A 15,379-nucleotide genomic window follows, 5' to 3' on the forward strand; every position below is an offset into this window, starting at 1 on the left:
TCGGGTGTCGGTGCGTTTTGGCGTAGTGGTCTTATCGATGCTCGCGCTCGCGGGGTGCGGCCAGCGCAAACCCACGCCCGAGCCGCGTCCCGCCGAACAGGCGCCGCCGCTGGCCATCAAACCCGCCGCGCCCAGCAAGACCCTGAAGGCCATCAAGGCGCGCGGCGAGTTGCGTTGCGGGGTGAATCCCGAGCTGCCGGGCTTCGCCTTCCGGGACAATGGCGGACACTGGCGCGGCTTCAACGTCGATTTCTGTCGCGCCCTGGCCGCCGCCGTGCTCGGCAAGCCCGACAAGGTCGCCTTCGTGCCGCTGGGCAACGAGGAGCGGATCACCGCTCTGCGCACCGGCAAGGTCGATGTCCTGTGGCGCAACACCTCCTGGACCTTCTCGCGCGACGCCGGCGACCAGCTGGACATGGCGGCGATCTCCTATTTCGACGGCCAGGGCTTTATGGTCCGCCGCAATCTGAACCTGACCAGCGCCGTCGAGCTGAACACGGCCAAGATCTGCGTCCAGACCGGCGCCACCTCGGCCCAGAACCTGGAGGACTTCTTCAGAGCGCGCGGCATCGCCTACACGGCCATGGTGTTCGACAGCGAGGAACAGGCCCGCGCCGCCTACCAGGCCGACAAGTGCGACGCCTTCACCGCCGACATCTCGGCGCTGGCGGCGGCGCGGTCGGTGCTGGACGATCCAGGCGCCCACGTGATCCTGCCCGACGCCATCTCCAAGGAACCGTTGGGACCGCTGGTGCGCCAGGACGATCCGGCCTGGACCGACATCGTCCGCTGGACCCTCTACGCCCTGGTTCTGGCCGAGGAGCACGGGGTGACCAAGGCCAACGCCAAGGACATGAAGACCGGCGCCGATCCCGAGGCGCGGCGGCTGCTGGGCGAGGGCGGGTTCGGCGCCATGCTGGGCCTGGACGCCGACTGGGCCTACCGCGCGATTATCGCGGGGGGAAGTTACGGCGAGATCTTCGACCGCGATATTGGCGGCGGTTCGGCCCTGAAGCTGGACCGAGGCCTCAACGCGCTGTGGAACGCGCCCAAGCCCGGCCTGCTGTACGCTCCGCCGATGCGCTAAGCCGCGGGGCCGGTGACCACCGGCGTGTCCGCCAGGCCGCCCCATTCCGTCCATGAGCCGTCATAGACCGCCGAGCGCGGCTTGCCCAAACGCGCCAGGGCCAGGGCCACGACCGAGGCGGTGATGCCCGAGCCGCAGGTCGAGGTGATCGGCTTGTTGATGTCGACTCCCGCGGACTCGAACACCGTCTTCAATTTCTCGGCCGGCAGCATGGTCCCGTCGGCGGCCAGCAGGGCCGAGAGCGGGATGTTGCGGGCCCCGGGCATGTGGCCGCCGCGCAGGCCGGCGCGGGGCTCGGGGTCCTTGCCCTCGAAGCGGCCGGCGGCGCGGGCGTCGATGATCTGCTCGCGGCCGGTCGCGACGATCTCGCGCATCTGCTCCAGCGAGCGGTAGATGTCGGCCTGGTAGCGCGGGGTGAAGTGCCGTTCCTGTGGCATTGCCGGACCGTCCTCGACCGGGCGGCCCTCGGCGATCCACTTGGGCAGGCCGCCGTCCAGCACCACGACGTCCTCGTGACCCATGGCGCGGAAGTGCCACCAGGCGCGGGCGGCCGGCAGGATGCCGCTGCTGTCGTAGACGACGATCCGCGAACCGTCGCCCAGGCCCAGCTTCCTGACCCGCGAGGCGAACTTCACCGCCGTCGGGATCATGTGCGGCAAGTCGGAGGTCTCGTCCGAGATGCCGTCGATGTCGAAGAAAACCGCGCCCGGGATGTGAGCGGCCAGGAACTCCTGGGCCGGATCGCGCTGGGCGGCGGGCATGTGCCACGAGGCGTCGACCACGCGCACGTCCGGCGCGTCGAGATGCTCGGCCAGCCAGGCGGTGGAGACCAGCGGATCGGACGGGATGGCCATGGGACGCCTCTCAGGATCAGACTCGGCGACGAGTTTACATCCAAGGCGGCGTCGGCAAGCCCTTTTCCTTCAGGAATTCGGGATTGAACAGCTTGGACTGGTAGCGCGAGCCGTGGTCGCACAGGATGGTCACGATGGTGTGGCCAGGACCCAGTTCGCGGGCCAGCTTGATCGCGCCGGCGATGTTGACGCCCGACGAGCCGCCCAGGCACAGACCCTCGTGCTGGACGAGATCGTACAGCACCTCCAGCATCTCCGCGTCGGCGACGCGGTAGGGGTGGTCGATGACCAGATCCTTCAGGTTGGCGGTGATGCGGCCTTGGCCGATGCCCTCGCTGATCGAGGTTCCCTCCGATTTCAGCGCGCCGTCCTTGTACCAGGCGTACAGCGCGGCGCCGTAGGGGTCGGCCAGACCGATCTTCACGCCGGGCTTGCGCTCGCGCAGGGCTTGAGCGACGCCGGCCAGGGTGCCGCCCGAGCCGACCGCGCAGATGAAGCCGTCGACCTCACCGCCCGTCTGCTCGAAGATTTCCGGGCCGGTCGTCCGATAGTGGGCTTCGCGGTTGGCGACATTGTCGAACTGGTTGGCCCAGACAACTCCATTCCCTTCAGTTTTGGCAAGTTCCTCGGCCAACCGCCCGGAATAGCGGACATAGTTGTCGGGGTTGGAGTACGGGACGGCGTCCACCTCGACCAGTTCCGCGCCCAGCAGGCGGATGGCGTCCTTCTTCTCCTGGCTCTGGGTGCGCGGGATGACGATTGTGGTCTTGTAGCCCAGCGCCGAGGCGACCATGGCCAGGCCGATGCCGGTGTTGCCGGCGGTGCCCTCCACGATGCGGCCGCCGGGTTTCAGCAGGCCCTTGGCCTCCGCGTCACGAATGATGCCCAAGGCCGCGCGGTCCTTGACCGACTGGCCGGGGTTCATGAACTCGGCCTTGCCCAGGATCTCGCAGCCGGTGACCTCGCTGGCGTGGCGCAAGCGGATCAGCGGGGTGTTTCCGATCGCGTCTAGAACGCTCGAAAGGGGGACGCTGGGCAGGGCGGTCATGCGGGGCCTTGGGAGGATCTTTCGGTTGGCTGGTAGATCGTGCCGCGAAAAGCCTGCGCAACCCTAGTTTTCCTGAAAGCCCCTCAGCGCCGGCCGACAAACCTTAAACTTGACCGTCGCTTGGTCTGATATCCACAAGCTGTGGATATCAACTGCGGCTCAGGCCCAACTGAATGACATTGGTTCGTTCGGTCCGAAAGCCGGCCTCGCAGTAGCTGAGATAGAACCGCCACAGGCGCCGGAACCGTTCGTCGAAACCGTCCTTGCGGATGTCGCTCCAGGCGCCTTCGAACTGCCGCGCCCATTCGGCCAGGGTGTCGGCATAGTTCTGGCCGAAGCGCTTGAGATCGCTCCATTCCAGGCCCGCGCGCTCGGTCTCTTCCTTAAGGCGCGCCTCGCTGGGCAGCATGCCGCCCGGGAAGATGTAGCGCTGGATGAAGTCGGTGCGTCCGCGATAGCTGGCGAACAGCTCGTCGCGGATGGTGATGATCTGTAGGCCTGCGCGGCCGCCCGGTATCAGCACCTCGCGGATCTTGCCGAAATACGACGGCCAGTATTCCTCGCCGACCGCCTCGAACATCTCGATCGAGGCCACGGCGTCGAACCGACCCTGGACATCTCGGTAGTCGATCAGCTGGATGTCGGCCTTCTCGGCCAGCCCCTGGTCGAACAGGCGCTTGCGGGCGAAGTCGTATTGGGCCTGGGAGATGGTGATGCCGGTGACCTTGGCGCCCACCTCCTTGGCGGCGAACTCGGCGAAGCCGCCCCAGCCGCAGCCGATCTCCAGCACGTGCTTGCCGGGCGAGAGGTCGATGGTCCGGGCGAGGGCCGCGTACTTGGCGGTCTGGGCCTCGGGCAGGGACTGGTTCGGGCGCTCATAGAGGGCCGAGGAATAGGTCATGCTGGGGTCCAGCCAGCGCGAATAGAACGCGTTGCCCAGGTCGTAGTGGGCGTGGATGTTCCGTCTCGAGCCGTCGCGGCTGTTGCGGTGAAACAGGTGATAGAGGGCGTTGACCATCCGCATCACCGGGTTGCCCTTGACCAGCGCCGACAGCCTGTCGAAGTTCAGCGAGAACGCCTCCAGCACGGTCGACAGGTCGGGTGTTTCCCATTCGCCCGCCATGAAGCCTTCGGCGAAGCCGATATCGCCGGACGAGAAGGCGCGGCGGATGAAGTTGTAGTCGTGGATCCGGATCGTGGCGTCCGGACCCGGCAGGCGGCCTCGGACGGTCAACGGCGCGCCGGTAGGCAGGATGAAGGTGACCGAACCGGTTTCCCAGTTCGTCGCCGCCACCCGCAGGGCGGCGCGAAAGGCGGCCGGGGCGGCCTTCAGGTCGGGGTGATTCCAGAGCGTCGTATCCAAGGCGGGGCCTCGCATCCGGTTGCGCGTTCATTAACGCCGTTAACGACCGGCTCGTAAACCCGTTACAGTCCGCGATAGGCCTCCATGGCTTTCTCGCGCGCCTGGGCGTGGTCGACGATTGGTCTAGAATAGAGACGTTTTGCGTCCGCCGGCAGATGCAGGGCCCGCTCCCATGGCTTGTGGATAACCTCGTCGGGAACGCCTTTCAGTTCGGGAACCCAGCGCCGGACATAGACCCCGCGCGGATCGAACTTCTCGCCTTGGGCGATGGGATTGAAGATCCGGAAGTAGGGCGAGGCGTCCGCGCCGCTGCCAGCCACCCACTGCCAGTTGCCGACGTTGTTGGCCAGGTCGGCGTCCACCAGGGTGTCCCAGAACCAGGCCTCGCCCTCACGCCAGTCGATCAGCAGATGCTTGATCAGGAACGAGGCGACGATCATGCGGGCGCGGTTGTGCATGAAACCGGTGACCCACAGCTCGCGCATGCCGGCGTCGACGATCGGATAGCCGGTTTCGCCCTTGGTCCAGGCCTCGAAGAAGGCCGGGTTTGATTGCCACGGGAAGGCGTCGAATTCGGGCCGGAAGCTCCGGGTCGGCAGCCCTGGCCAATGGAACAGGATCGAATGGTTGAACTCGCGCCAGCCGACTTCGGAGAGGAACTTCTCGATCTCGCCGTCGGGGGCGTCGCTATGCTCGGCGGCTTTGCGGGCGGCCAGCCAGATCTGGCGCGGGCCGATCTCGCCGAAGTGCAGGTGCGGCGACAGGCGGGAGGTCGCCTCGACGCCCGGCAGGTCGCGCTGCTTGCCGTAGCTATCGATCGGACCGGAAAGGAACGCGTTGAGTCGCTCCAGCGCGCCGGCCTCGCCAGGGGTCCAGAGATCGAAGCCCTTCGACCAGTCGGGCTTGGTCGGATGCAGGCTCCAGTCAGAGAGACTTTCGCTGCACGGGAAATGTTCGGGTGATTTCAGGTGTTTGGGCGCGGGTTCTACGGTGACGTGACCAAGGTGCTCGCGCGCCGCCCGCCAATAGGGCGTGAAGACCTTGTAGGGCTGCTTGGCGCCGTTCCGCACTGTCCAGGGCTCGTTCAAAAGGCCGGCGTTGAAGCTCTGGCCATCGGCGCCGGCGTCCTTCAGGCGGGCTTTGATCGCGGTGTCGCGATCGATGCTGGCCTGGTCGTAGAGACGGTTCCACAGCACGCAGGTCGCGCCGGTACGGGCGAGCATGTCGTCCAGCACCTCGGCCGCCGCGCCCTTGCGAAGCACCAGCCTATTGCCAAGCTTATCAAGGCTTTCAGCCAGGCTCCTCAGGGACTTGTCGAGCCACCACAGGGAGGCCGCGCCCCGGGGGCGGAGACCTGGCGTCTCGTCGAGAATGTAGAGCGGGATCACCGGCCGGCCGCTGTCCGCGGCATGGCGCAGGGCCGGATTGTCGGCTAATCGCAGGTCGTTGCGGAACCAGACGATGACGGGGTCCTGATCCGTGTCTTTCCGCACTTGCCTCACCCCGCCCGAAAGGTCACCTCTTGGGCGCCTGAAATCCCTGTCCGCTGGAAGAGTTGCCTTGAGTCAGCCGAAAGCCGTAGCCCAGAAATCAGCCCGATGAGCCGCCGTATCGTTCTGGTGACCGGCGGCGCCGGCTTCATCGGCTCCAACATCGTCGCGCGTCTGTGCGAGGATCCTGCCCTGGACGTGGTGGTCTGCGATCGCCTGCGCGACGCGGCCAGCGGCAAGTGGCGCAACATCGCCAAGCACCCGATCGCCGACTTCGTCGCGCCCGAGCAACTGTTCGACTGGCTGGCCAGGCGCGGCGCCGAGGTCGAACTGATCATCCACATGGGCGCGGTGTCGTCGACGACGGAGGCCGACGCCGACAAGATCGTGCAGTCCAATTTCGTTCTGTCGCGCGACCTCTGGGACTGGTGCGCGCAACACGGCAAGCGCCTGATCTACGCCTCGTCGGCGGCGACCTATGGCGACGGCTCGCTGGGCTTCGAGGGCAAGGACGATCTGGCCTCGCTGCAGGCCCTGCGACCGTTGAACGCCTATGGCTGGTCCAAGGCCCTGTTCGATATCTACGCCGTGCGCGAGGCCCATCGCGGTCATGCTCCGACCCAATGGGCGGGCCTGAAGTTCTTCAACGTCTATGGCCCCAACGAGGACCACAAGGACGGCATGAAGTCGGTCGTGGCCCAGATCTGGCCGCGCGTCGCCGCGGGCGAAGGGGTCAAGCTCTTCAAGTCGCACCACCCGGACTACGAAGACGGCGGCCAGCTGCGCGATTTCGTCTATGTCCGGGACGCCGTCGACGTGATCGTCTGGTTGTCCAGGAACCCGGCCGTCAACGGCGTCTTCAACCTGGGTTCGGGCCACGCGCGCTCGTTCCGGGATCTCGCCGTGGCCACCTTCGAGGCGGTGAACCGCGCGCCGGACATCACCTATATCGACATGCCCGAGGTGCTGCGCGGCAAGTACCAGTACTACACCCAGGCCGACATGAGCCGCCTGCGGGCGGCGGGCTACGACGCGCCGATGACTCCGTTGGAGGACGGCGTCGCCGACTATGTGGCGGGCTACCTGAATACCGACGACCCGTATCGCTGACGTCAGGGCACGGTTGCTGGCCGTGGCGACGAGCGTAGGCTGAGTCCCGAGATCGAGGCGCGAACCTCGACATCAGGGAGTTCGTCATGGCAGGCATCGCCGCCTGGGGCGCTTATGCGCCGCGTCTGCGTCTGAGCCGCAAGGCGGTGACCGAGGCCAATGCCTGGGTCGCCCCGAACCTGAAGGCCAAGGGCAAGGGCGAACGCTCGATGGCCAACTGGGACGAGGACGCCCTGACCATGGCGGTCGAGGCGGCCCGCGACGCCCTGGGGTCAAGCGACGACCGTTCCCACATCGACAGTCTCTACTTCGCCTCGACGACCGCGCCGTTCGCCGACCGGCTGAACGCCGGGATCGTCTCGGCGGCCCTGACCCTTGAGAAGTCGATCACCGCCAGCGACGTGACTGGTTCGCAGCGCTGCGGCCTGACGGCGCTGGGCCAGGCGCTGGCGAGCGGTGGAGCCTCTCTGGTCACCGTCGGTGAACACCGCAAGACCCGCGCCGTCTCGGCCCAGGAACTGGACTTCGGCGACGGCGCGGCGGCCTTCGTGGTCACCGACGGCCCCGGCGCGGCCGAGCTGCTGGGACGGGGTTCGGTCACCGACGACTTCGTCGACCACTTCCGCGGCGACGACGGCGGATTCGACTATTACTGGGAAGAGCGTTGGATCCGAGACGAGGGTATCGTCAAGCTGGTCCCGCCGGCTGTTCGAACGGCGCTTGAGGTCGCTGGGATAAGTGCTTCTGAAGTCGATCATTTCTGCTTTCCGTCGACCTTTTCCGGCATGGCCGCGACCGTGGCCAAGGCCGTCGGAATCAGGCCCGAGGCCGTCCGCGACAACCTCGCCACCGTGATGGGGGAAGCCGGCTGCGCGCACGGGCCGATCATGCTGGCCCACGCGCTGGAGGACGCCAAGGCGGGCGAGGTCATCCTTGTCGCCCAGTTCGGCCAAGGCGCCGAGGCGCTGGTGTTCCGCGCTACCGGCCAGGGCCAGCGCCCGGCGCGGGGCGTGGCCGGCTCGCTGGCTGATCGAGAAGTCGAGACCAACTACCTGAAATTCCTGACCTTCAATGGACTCATTGAATGGGAAAAGGGCATGCGGGCCGAGAAGGACAACAAGACGGCCCTGACCACCCTCTACCGCAACGAGGACATGATCCTTGGCCTGGTCGGCGGCCGCTGTCGCGAGACCGGCGTCGTGCAATTCCCGCGCACGCGTATCTCGGTCGCGCCGAACAACCCCGCCGTCGACACCCAGGAGCCGTATCGCTTCGCCGAACGCCGCGCGAGTGTTCTCAGCTATTCGGCTGATTACCTTACCTTTTCCATGGCTCCGCCGAACCACTACGGCATGATCGTCTTCGAGGGCGGCGGGCGGATCATGATGGACATCACCGATGTCGCGCCTGGAGACGTCGAGACCGGCCTGCCGGTGCGGATGGTGTTCCGCATCAAGGAGGTCGACGAGAAGCGCGGCTTCGTCCGCTACTTCTGGAAGGCCACGCCGGATCGCGCCGCGCTGGCCGGCCGGACCGCTCAAGCCGCCGAATAGGAGTCAGACATGCCACAGGGTATCCGCGACAAGGTCGCCATCCTCGGGATGGGCTGCAGCAAGTTCGGCGAACGCTGGGACGCCGGGCCCGACGACCTGATGGTCGAGGCCTATCTGGAGGCCATGCAGGACGCCGGCGTCGATCAGACCCAGTTGGACGCGGCCTGGTTCTCGACGCACATCGACGAGATCGGCTCGGGCAAGGGCGGCACGCCGCTGTCGATCGCCCTGCGCCTGCCCAACATCGCCGTGACCCGGGTCGAGAATTTCTGCGCTTCGGGTTCGGAGGCTTTCCGCGGCGCGGTCTATGCGGTGGCGGCCGGCGCGGCCGATATCGCGCTCGCCGTCGGCGTCGAGAAGCTGAAGGACACCGGCTATGGCGGCCTGCCGGTCGCCAATCCCGGCACGCTCAGTCCACAGGTGATGCCGAACGGTTCCGCCCCTGGCAACTTCGCCCAGCTGGCCAGCGCCTATCGCGCCAAGCACGGGGTCTCCAAGGACGACCTCAAGCGCGCCATCGCCCACGTCTCGGTCAAGAGTCACGCCAACGGCGCCAAGAACCCCAAGGCGCACCTGCGCAAGCCGATCACCGCCGAGCAGGCTCTGAACGCACCGATGATCGCCGAGCCTCTGGGTCTGTTCGACTGCTGCGGCGTCTCGGACGGCGCGGCGGCGGCGATCGTCACCACGCCCGAGATCGCGCGGGCCCTCGGCAAGCGCGATCTCGTCACCGTGAAGGCTCTGCAGCTGTCGGTCTCGAACGGCTACGAGAGCCAGTACAACGGCTGGGACGGCAGCCACTTCCACACCGCCCGCATCGCCGCGCGCAAGGCGTATAAGGAGGCCGGCATCGAGCGGCCGCGCGACCAGATCTCTATGATGGAGGTGCACGACTGCTTCTCGATCACCGAACTGGTGACGATGGAAGACCTGTTCATCTCGCCCGAAGGCCAAGGCTGGCGCGACGTGCTGGACGGCTTCTACGACGCCGACGGCGGCATACCCTGCCAGATCGATGGCGGCCTCAAGTGCTTCGGCCATCCGATCGGCGCCTCGGGCCTGCGGATGCTCTACGAGATGTATCTGCAATTGCAGGGCCGGGCAGGTGAGCGGCAGCTGGCCAATCCGGTCTTCGGCATGACCCACAACCTGGGCGGCGCGCCGGCCAGCAACGTCTGCTCCGTGGCGATCATCGGTCAGGAAGGCGCGTAAGGAAAAGGGGCTTAAAGCCGCCTTGGCCTTGGTGTAACCCAGAGCCATGGGCGGTCCGTTCAAAGGCTTCAAACGCTGGATCTTCGCGGGGCTGGCGCTGTTCCTGGCGCTGTTCCTGACGGCGGCCTTCGTGTTTCGCTACGACATTCTCAGTAACGCCCTGGACCCCAAGGTGCCGTTCCTGACCTACCGTCCGCCGCCGGCCCCGGACTACGGCAAGTCCTCTTCCTGGGCGCTGCTGCCGGGCGCGGCCCAGGCCAAACGGCCGGTCGACATCTTCTTCGTCCATCCGACCACCTTCGATGGCGGCCGCGACTGGAACGGCGGCATCGACCAGCCCAAGGCGCAACGGTTTCTGTCGCGGGTGGTGATCCCGAACTATGCCGGACCGTTCGACCGCGTGGGCCGGGTGTTCGCGCCGCGCTACCGCCAAGCCAGCCTCTACACCTATCTGACCCTGCGCGACGACGCCCGCGACGCGCGGCGCTTCGCCTATGGCGACGTCAGACAGGCGTTCAAGACCTATCTGTCGCGCTATGGCGAGGCGCGGCCGTTCATCATCGTCGGGGTGGAGCAGGGCGGCTCTCTGGCCGCGCGCCTGCTGCGCGAGGAAGTCGCCGCCGACCCTGACCTCAAGCGCCGCCTGGTCGCCGCCTATCTGATCCAGACGGTTGCCCCTGCCGACGAATACGGGCCAAGGGCGCCGATCCCCGCCTGCGAACACAAGGGCGAGACCGGCTGCGTCGCGGCCTGGGCCTCGGCTCAGGAGGGGGACTTCCGCGCTGTCCAGGAACTGACCGGCCGCTCGCTGGTCTGGGACGGGACCGATCAGCTGGTCAATCTCGAGCACCGCACGCCGTTGTGCTTCAACCCGCTGCTGGGCGGGACCGGCCTGGAGCGCGCCCCGGCCAAGCTGAACCTCGGCGCGGCCAACGCCACCGGCCTGGACTGGGGCGCCCGGCCGCCTTTTTTGCAGAGGCAGGTCTCGGCGCGCTGCGAGAACGGCCTGCTGCGGACCAGCAAGCCCAAGTCCGGCGCGCTGCGCGACAGTGGTTCGTGGGCCGACCGGCGCAAGGTCGACGCCTTCAATCTGTTCTACGCCGACCTCGAAGCCGACGCCCTGGCGCGGTCGGCGACCATGGTCGGCCGCCCGCTAGCCGCCGTTCCCGCGGTCCCGCAGGGCCGCTAGGCCGCCGTAGCTCGGCTGGTCGATGGCGATCTGGCCGATCGCCGTGGCGCGCAGATGCGCGAGCAGGACTGGATCGAGCGGATCGAGCGCGCCCTCGCGCAGGGCTTCACAGAGTCTGGCATTGAGCATGGCGAAGTCGCCGGCCTCATCCAGAAGGGCGCTAAGCCGGTGGACGGCCTCGGCCTCCAGTCTTGCGCCCTGTTCGGCTTCGCGAGCCAGGGTGGCGCGGGCGTTGTCGGCGACGCGGGCCAGGAAGGCGTGACGGGCGTCGCGGGGAACGGCGGGCTCGGCCTCGAAGGCGGCGATGGCTTCGGACAGCTCGGCGGCGGTGGGATGGCTGATCATGTGGCCTCCATCAGGGCGACGAGGTCGATCTCGGTCTCGCTGGTGCGCCGGCCGATCATGGCGCGCTCGATCGAACGATCCTGGCCGCTGGCGAAGCTGGAATACATCATCAGGCACATGACGCCCCATTTCAGCGAGCCCAGGGCTTGCCAGAACCGCACCCGATCGAGCGAGATTCCGCCGCCATAGCCAGCCAGCAGGTCGGCATAGTCGCCGAAGCCGCCGACGGGCTTTCGCCATTCTCCGAAGCGCCAGGAATTGACGCAGATCCAGCCGAGGTCCTCGGCCGGGTCGCCCAGATGGGCCAGCTCCCAGTCGAGCACCCCGACCAGACCGCCCGTCGGGTGGATCATCAGATTGCCATTGCGAAAGTCGCCGTGGACCAGGACCGGCCGTTCGGGCGGCGGCGGGGCGATGGACTCAAGCCAGCGGAAAGCGGCCTCCAGGATCGGCCGCCGGGCGCCCAGTTGGCGGTAAATCTCCTCGTAGCGCGCGAGTTCGCCTCGTGCGTCGGAGGTGGCCAGGTCTGGCAGGCCCTCGGTCGGCACGGCGTGGATCCTCGCCAGCACCTCGCCGCAGCGGCGGGCCAAGCCCGGCCGAACCCCGGCGAAGGCCTCGTCGCGGACAATCCGCCGTCCCAGGGTCTCGCCCTCCAGCTGGCCCATGACATAGGCCTCGCCGAGGTCGTCGTCGGGCGCGCAGACATGGACCACGCTGGGTGTTGGAGCCCCAGCCTGATTGGCCGCGCGGATCAGGGCGGCCTCGGAGGCCAGGGGCAGGGCGGTCTCGCGCATCGCCGCGCCTTCCGGGCGGCGACGCAGGATCAGCGGCGTCCCATCGTCGAGATCGAAGGCCCAGGTTTCCAGGCTGGCCCCGCCCGACAGGCGACGGGCGTTCACGGCTCCGGTCGCGGTCGGCGACAGACGCGGGGCGAGGCGATCGAGAGCGGCGGCGACGTCCATGGAACGAGCTTCCAGGTTTCACCTTACGTCAGGCAAGAGCCTCGCGACTTTACGGCGAGCCCGGCGCGCCTTAGGCAACGAGGCTCAACCCTCTGCTCAGGATCCTCCATGCCCTCCGGTCTCGCCGCGCTGCTCGATGACGTCGCGGCCATCACCAAGCTCGCCGCCGCCTCGCTGGACGATGTCGGGACGGCCGCCGGGAAGGCGGGGACCAAGGCCGTGGGCGTGGTGGTCGACGACGCCGCGGTGACGCCGGGCTACGCCATGGGCTTCACGCCCGACCGCGAGCTGCCGATCGTCTGGAAGATCGCCGTCGGCTCGCTACGCAATAAGCTGATCTTCCTGCTGCCAGGCGCCCTTTTGCTATCGGCCTTCGCGCCCTGGGCGGTGACGCCGATCCTGATGGTCGGCGGGTCCTATCTGGCCTTCGAGGCCACCGAGAAGATCCTGGAGGCGTTCACGCCCGAAGCCGAGGGCGAGGCGATCGAGGACCTGGCGCTCAGCGCCCCCGAACTGGAGAAGCAGAAGGTCGACGGCGCGATCCGCACCGACTTGATCCTGTCCGGCGAGATCATGGCCATCGCCCTGGCCGAGGTCGCGCATCTGGGGCTGGCGATGCAGGCGGCGGCGCTGGCCATCGTCGGCGTGCTGCTGACGGTCGTCGTCTATGGCGCGGTGGCGTTGATCGTGAAGATGGACGACATGGGCCTGCACCTGTCGCGCCGCGAGACCAAGGGCGTGCGGAGCTTTGGCCGTGGCCTGGTCAAGGCCATGCCGGTGACCATGGAGGCGCTGACTGTGATCGGCACCGCGGCCATGCTGTGGGTCGGCGGCGGCATCATCGTCCACGGCCTGGAGAAGTTCCACCTGACCCCGATCCCGCACTGGGTCGAGGGCTTCTCGCATTGGGCGCACGGTGTCCCGGGCATCGGCGCGGTGACGGGCTGGCTGGCCTTCGCGTTGGGCTCGGCCGTGGTGGGTCTGGCGATCGGCGGCGTCCTGGCTGGTGTCATGCACCTCTGGCATCACCGCAAGGGCGCGGCGGCGCACTAGCCGCCTAGCCCGCCTCGTTCAGCGGCGAGGCTGGCTTCCAGTCGAACAGTTCCTGCATCGTCCGCAGGGCCTGGCCGCGCGGCGAGGCAAGGTCCGGGTCGCGGGCCAGGATCAGCCGGGCGTCGTCGGCGGCGACGGCGATCAGGTCGCGATGCGCGACGGGATCGGCCAGGCGATAGGCCGGGAAGCCGCTCTGCTTGAGCCCCAGCGGGTCGCCGCCGCCGCGCAGTTCCAGATCCTTCTCGGCGATCTCGAAACCGTCGTCGCTGCGGCGCAGGATGTCGAGGCGTTGCTGGGCCACTTCCGACAACGGCGGGTCGTAGAGCAGCACGCACGAACTCTCGCGCGTGCCCCGCCCGACGCGGCCGCGCAGTTGGTGCAACTGGGCCAGACCGAAGCGGTCGGCGTGCTCAATGACCATGATGCTGGCGTTGGGGACGTTGACCCCGACCTCGACCACCGTGGTGGCCACCAGCACGCTGACCTCGCCGTCGACGAAGCGCTGCATGACAGCGTCCTTCTCGGCGGCCGGCATCTGGCCGTGGACGAGGCCCACGCCTGGCAAGTGACGGGCGAGGTCGGCGGCGCGGTCCTCGGCGGCGCGCAGCTCGATCTTGTCCGACTCCGACACCAGCGGGCAGATCCAGAACGCCTGGGCGCCGCCGGCGATGGCGCCGCGCAGGCGCTCGACGATCTCGGGCACGCGCGGGGTCGGCGCGGCGCGGGTGGCGACGGGCGTGCGGCCCGGTGGCTTCTCGTCGATGCGCGAGACGTCGAGGTCGCCGAACACCGTGAGCTCCAGCGTGCGCGGGATCGGCGTGGCCGACATGGCCAGCAGATGGACGCCCCAATCTTCACCAGAGGGGCCCTTGTCCTGCAGGCGACGGCGCTCGTTGACGCCGAAGCGATGCTGTTCGTCGATGATCGTCAGGGCCAGGCGGTCGAAGACGACGTCGTCCTGGAACAGGGCGTGGGTGCCGACGGCGACGTGGTGGGTTCCGTCCGCCAGGCCCAGAAGCTTGGCCGAACGGCTCGCGCCCTTGTCGCGGCCGGTCAGCAGGATCACCGACAGGCCCAGCGCCTGCAACGGCGCGGCGATGGTCTCGAAGTGCTGGCGGGCCAGGATCTCGGTCGGGGCCATCAGGGCCGATTGGAAGCCGGCGCCGGCCGCGTCGGCCATGGCCAGCATCGCCACCACGGTCTTGCCCGAGCCGACGTCGCCCTGCAGCAGACGGCTCATGCGCTCGCCGGAAGCGAGGTCGCCGCGAATCTCCGAAAGAGATCGTATCTGGGCGCCGGTCAGCTTGAAGGGCAGGGCCTTCTCGGCCGCTTCCGACAGCGAGCCGGACGGGATGCGCGGACCGGGGCTCGCGCGGCGCGAGGCCTTGCGCTGGGCCAGAGCCAATTGGTGCGCCAGCAGTTCGTCATAGGCCAGGCGCCGGCGGGGCCTCGCCAGCGGCGACAGGTCCGCCTCGCTGGCCGGCGCGTGCATGGCCGCCAGGGCCTCGCGCCAACCGGGCAGCTTTTCGCGCTCGCGCCAGGCCGCGTCCTGCCATTCGGGGAGTTCTGGCGCGCGACTCAAGGCTTCCAGGGCGAACTTGCGGAAGGTGCGCGAGGGCAGGCCGTGGGTCGCCGGATAGACGGTCTCGATTTCGGGAATGTCGCCGGCGCGCTCGGCGTCGACGATGTAGTCCGGGTGGGCGATCTGCAGTTCGGAGGCATAGCCGTCCGGTCGTTCGACCTTGCCGCTGACAGCGCGGTGCGCGCCCTTCGGGTGCTGGCGCTCCAGGTGCGGGCCGTGACCCTTGAACCAGATCAGGGTCAGGAAGCCCGTACCGTCCCAGGCGCGAATTTTCCAGGGCTGGCCCAGGCGGCCTGGCGGCTGATGCTGATCGATGGTGACGATGAAGGTCTGGACCTGGCCGTCGACGGCCTGGTCGACCTTGGTCACCGAACGGCGGATCAGGCCCGTCGGCGCGGTGAACAGCACGTCGCGCACGATCGGGCCGGCCAGCTTCTCGACCAGCGGCGCGACGCGCGGGCCCACGCCCTTGAGCGTGGACACCGAGCTGAACAGGGGAAAGAGAATCTCCGGGCGCATTTGGCTGAACCA

13 protein-coding genes are annotated in these 15,379 nt (G+C 68.0%); 6 read left to right on the forward strand and 7 right to left on the reverse strand.

What is annotated here, in order from left to right; all coding sequences use genetic code 11:
* Positions 1 to 37 precede the first annotated feature (37 nt).
* A complete protein-coding gene (locus tag AC07R7_RS14435) occupies positions 38 to 1,087 on the forward strand; it encodes an amino acid ABC transporter substrate-binding protein (RefSeq protein WP_494635632.1) in 1,050 nt (349 codons plus the stop codon).
* On the opposite strand, the gene sseA is transcribed toward AC07R7_RS14435, so the two are convergent.
* The 4 genes from sseA to AC07R7_RS14455 form a co-directional block, all read right to left on the reverse strand.
* Complete coding sequence (gene sseA, locus AC07R7_RS14440) at positions 1,084 to 1,941, reverse strand: 3-mercaptopyruvate sulfurtransferase (RefSeq protein WP_492839339.1); 858 nt, start codon at positions 1,939 to 1,941, stop codon at positions 1,084 to 1,086. The two genes, AC07R7_RS14435 and sseA, sit on opposite strands and share 4 nt — an antisense overlap.
* A 34-nt stretch (positions 1,942 to 1,975) precedes the next feature.
* Positions 1,976 to 2,989: a cysteine synthase A gene (locus tag AC07R7_RS14445; protein ID WP_494635633.1), complete on the reverse strand. Its 1,014-nt coding sequence runs from the start codon at positions 2,987 to 2,989 to the stop codon at positions 1,976 to 1,978.
* Positions 2,990 to 3,137: 148 nt separating this feature from the next.
* The gene (locus AC07R7_RS14450; RefSeq protein WP_494635634.1) at positions 3,138 to 4,367 is read right to left on the reverse strand and encodes a class I SAM-dependent methyltransferase; all 1,230 of its coding nucleotides are present in this window, start codon (positions 4,365 to 4,367) and stop codon (positions 3,138 to 3,140) included.
* A gap of 47 nt (positions 4,368 to 4,414) precedes the next feature.
* Entirely contained in the window at positions 4,415 to 5,845 is a 1,431-nt protein-coding gene (locus tag AC07R7_RS14455) for a cryptochrome/photolyase family protein (protein WP_494635635.1), read from the reverse strand.
* Between the two features lie 105 nt (positions 5,846 to 5,950).
* Here AC07R7_RS14455 and rfaD point away from each other — a divergent pair, with 105 nt between their 5' ends.
* The 4 genes from rfaD (at position 5,951) to AC07R7_RS14475 (ending at position 10,906) form a co-directional block, all read left to right on the forward strand.
* Positions 5,951 to 6,952, forward strand: coding sequence for an ADP-glyceromanno-heptose 6-epimerase (gene rfaD, locus AC07R7_RS14460; protein ID WP_494635636.1), 1,002 nt, complete (start codon positions 5,951 to 5,953; stop codon positions 6,950 to 6,952).
* An 86-nt stretch (positions 6,953 to 7,038) separates the two neighbouring features.
* Positions 7,039 to 8,505, forward strand: a complete 1,467-nt coding sequence (locus AC07R7_RS14465; protein WP_494635637.1) for an OB-fold domain-containing protein — start codon at positions 7,039 to 7,041, stop codon at positions 8,503 to 8,505.
* Between the two features lie 9 nt (positions 8,506 to 8,514).
* Positions 8,515 to 9,717, forward strand: a complete 1,203-nt coding sequence (locus tag AC07R7_RS14470; protein WP_494635638.1) for an acetyl-CoA acetyltransferase — start codon at positions 8,515 to 8,517, stop codon at positions 9,715 to 9,717.
* 46 nt (positions 9,718 to 9,763) lie between these two features.
* Entirely contained in the window at positions 9,764 to 10,906 is a 1,143-nt protein-coding gene (locus tag AC07R7_RS14475) for a DUF3089 domain-containing protein (protein ID WP_494635639.1), read from the forward strand.
* Here AC07R7_RS14475 and AC07R7_RS14480 read toward each other — a convergent pair.
* Together AC07R7_RS14480 and AC07R7_RS14485 are read right to left on the reverse strand one after the other, a co-directional pair.
* Positions 10,871 to 11,251 carry a DUF6285 domain-containing protein gene (locus AC07R7_RS14480; protein ID WP_494635640.1) on the reverse strand — a complete coding sequence of 127 codons (381 nt, stop codon included), beginning with the start codon at positions 11,249 to 11,251 and terminating at the stop codon, positions 10,871 to 10,873. The two genes, AC07R7_RS14475 and AC07R7_RS14480, sit on opposite strands and share 36 nt — an antisense overlap.
* Positions 11,248 to 12,213, reverse strand: a complete 966-nt coding sequence (locus tag AC07R7_RS14485; protein WP_494635641.1) for a phosphotransferase family protein — start codon at positions 12,211 to 12,213, stop codon at positions 11,248 to 11,250. The genes AC07R7_RS14480 and AC07R7_RS14485 overlap by 4 nt, the downstream gene beginning before the upstream one ends.
* 108 nt (positions 12,214 to 12,321) lie before the next feature.
* Here AC07R7_RS14485 and AC07R7_RS14490 point away from each other — a divergent pair, with 108 nt between their 5' ends.
* A complete protein-coding gene (locus AC07R7_RS14490; protein WP_494635642.1) occupies positions 12,322 to 13,266 on the forward strand; it encodes a DUF808 domain-containing protein in 945 nt (314 codons plus the stop codon).
* Positions 13,267 to 13,270: 4 nt separating this feature from the next.
* On the opposite strand, the gene recG is transcribed toward AC07R7_RS14490, so the two are convergent.
* On the reverse strand, positions 13,271 to 15,367 hold the full coding sequence (gene recG / locus AC07R7_RS14495) for an ATP-dependent DNA helicase RecG (RefSeq protein WP_494635643.1): 2,097 nt from the start codon (positions 15,365 to 15,367) through the stop codon (positions 13,271 to 13,273).
* Positions 15,368 to 15,379: the final 12 nt, after the last annotated feature.

This window comes from Caulobacter sp. GW821-FHT05F04 (assembly GCF_059419665.1).

Excerpts from the sequence above, each read along its gene's own strand:
- AC07R7_RS14435 (WP_494635632.1), top strand. The coding sequence starts at position 38 with ATGCTCGCGCTCGCGGGGTGCGGCCAGCGCAAACCCACGCCCGAGCCG.
- sseA (WP_492839339.1), bottom strand. The coding sequence starts at position 1,941 with ATGGCCATCCCGTCCGATCCGCTGGTCTCCACCGCCTGGCTGGCCGAG.
- AC07R7_RS14445 (WP_494635633.1), bottom strand. The coding sequence starts at position 2,989 with ATGACCGCCCTGCCCAGCGTCCCCCTTTCGAGCGTTCTAGACGCGATC.
- AC07R7_RS14450 (WP_494635634.1), bottom strand. The coding sequence starts at position 4,367 with ATGCGAGGCCCCGCCTTGGATACGACGCTCTGGAATCACCCCGACCTG.
- rfaD (WP_494635636.1), top strand. The coding sequence starts at position 5,951 with ATGAGCCGCCGTATCGTTCTGGTGACCGGCGGCGCCGGCTTCATCGGC.
- AC07R7_RS14465 (WP_494635637.1), top strand. The coding sequence starts at position 7,039 with ATGGCAGGCATCGCCGCCTGGGGCGCTTATGCGCCGCGTCTGCGTCTG.
- AC07R7_RS14470 (WP_494635638.1), top strand. The coding sequence starts at position 8,515 with ATGCCACAGGGTATCCGCGACAAGGTCGCCATCCTCGGGATGGGCTGC.
- AC07R7_RS14475 (WP_494635639.1), top strand. The coding sequence starts at position 9,764 with ATGGGCGGTCCGTTCAAAGGCTTCAAACGCTGGATCTTCGCGGGGCTG.
- AC07R7_RS14480 (WP_494635640.1), bottom strand. The coding sequence starts at position 11,251 with ATGATCAGCCATCCCACCGCCGCCGAGCTGTCCGAAGCCATCGCCGCC.
- AC07R7_RS14485 (WP_494635641.1), bottom strand. The coding sequence starts at position 12,213 with ATGGACGTCGCCGCCGCTCTCGATCGCCTCGCCCCGCGTCTGTCGCCG.
- AC07R7_RS14490 (WP_494635642.1), top strand. The coding sequence starts at position 12,322 with ATGCCCTCCGGTCTCGCCGCGCTGCTCGATGACGTCGCGGCCATCACC.
- recG (WP_494635643.1), bottom strand. The coding sequence starts at position 15,367 with ATGCGCCCGGAGATTCTCTTTCCCCTGTTCAGCTCGGTGTCCACGCTC.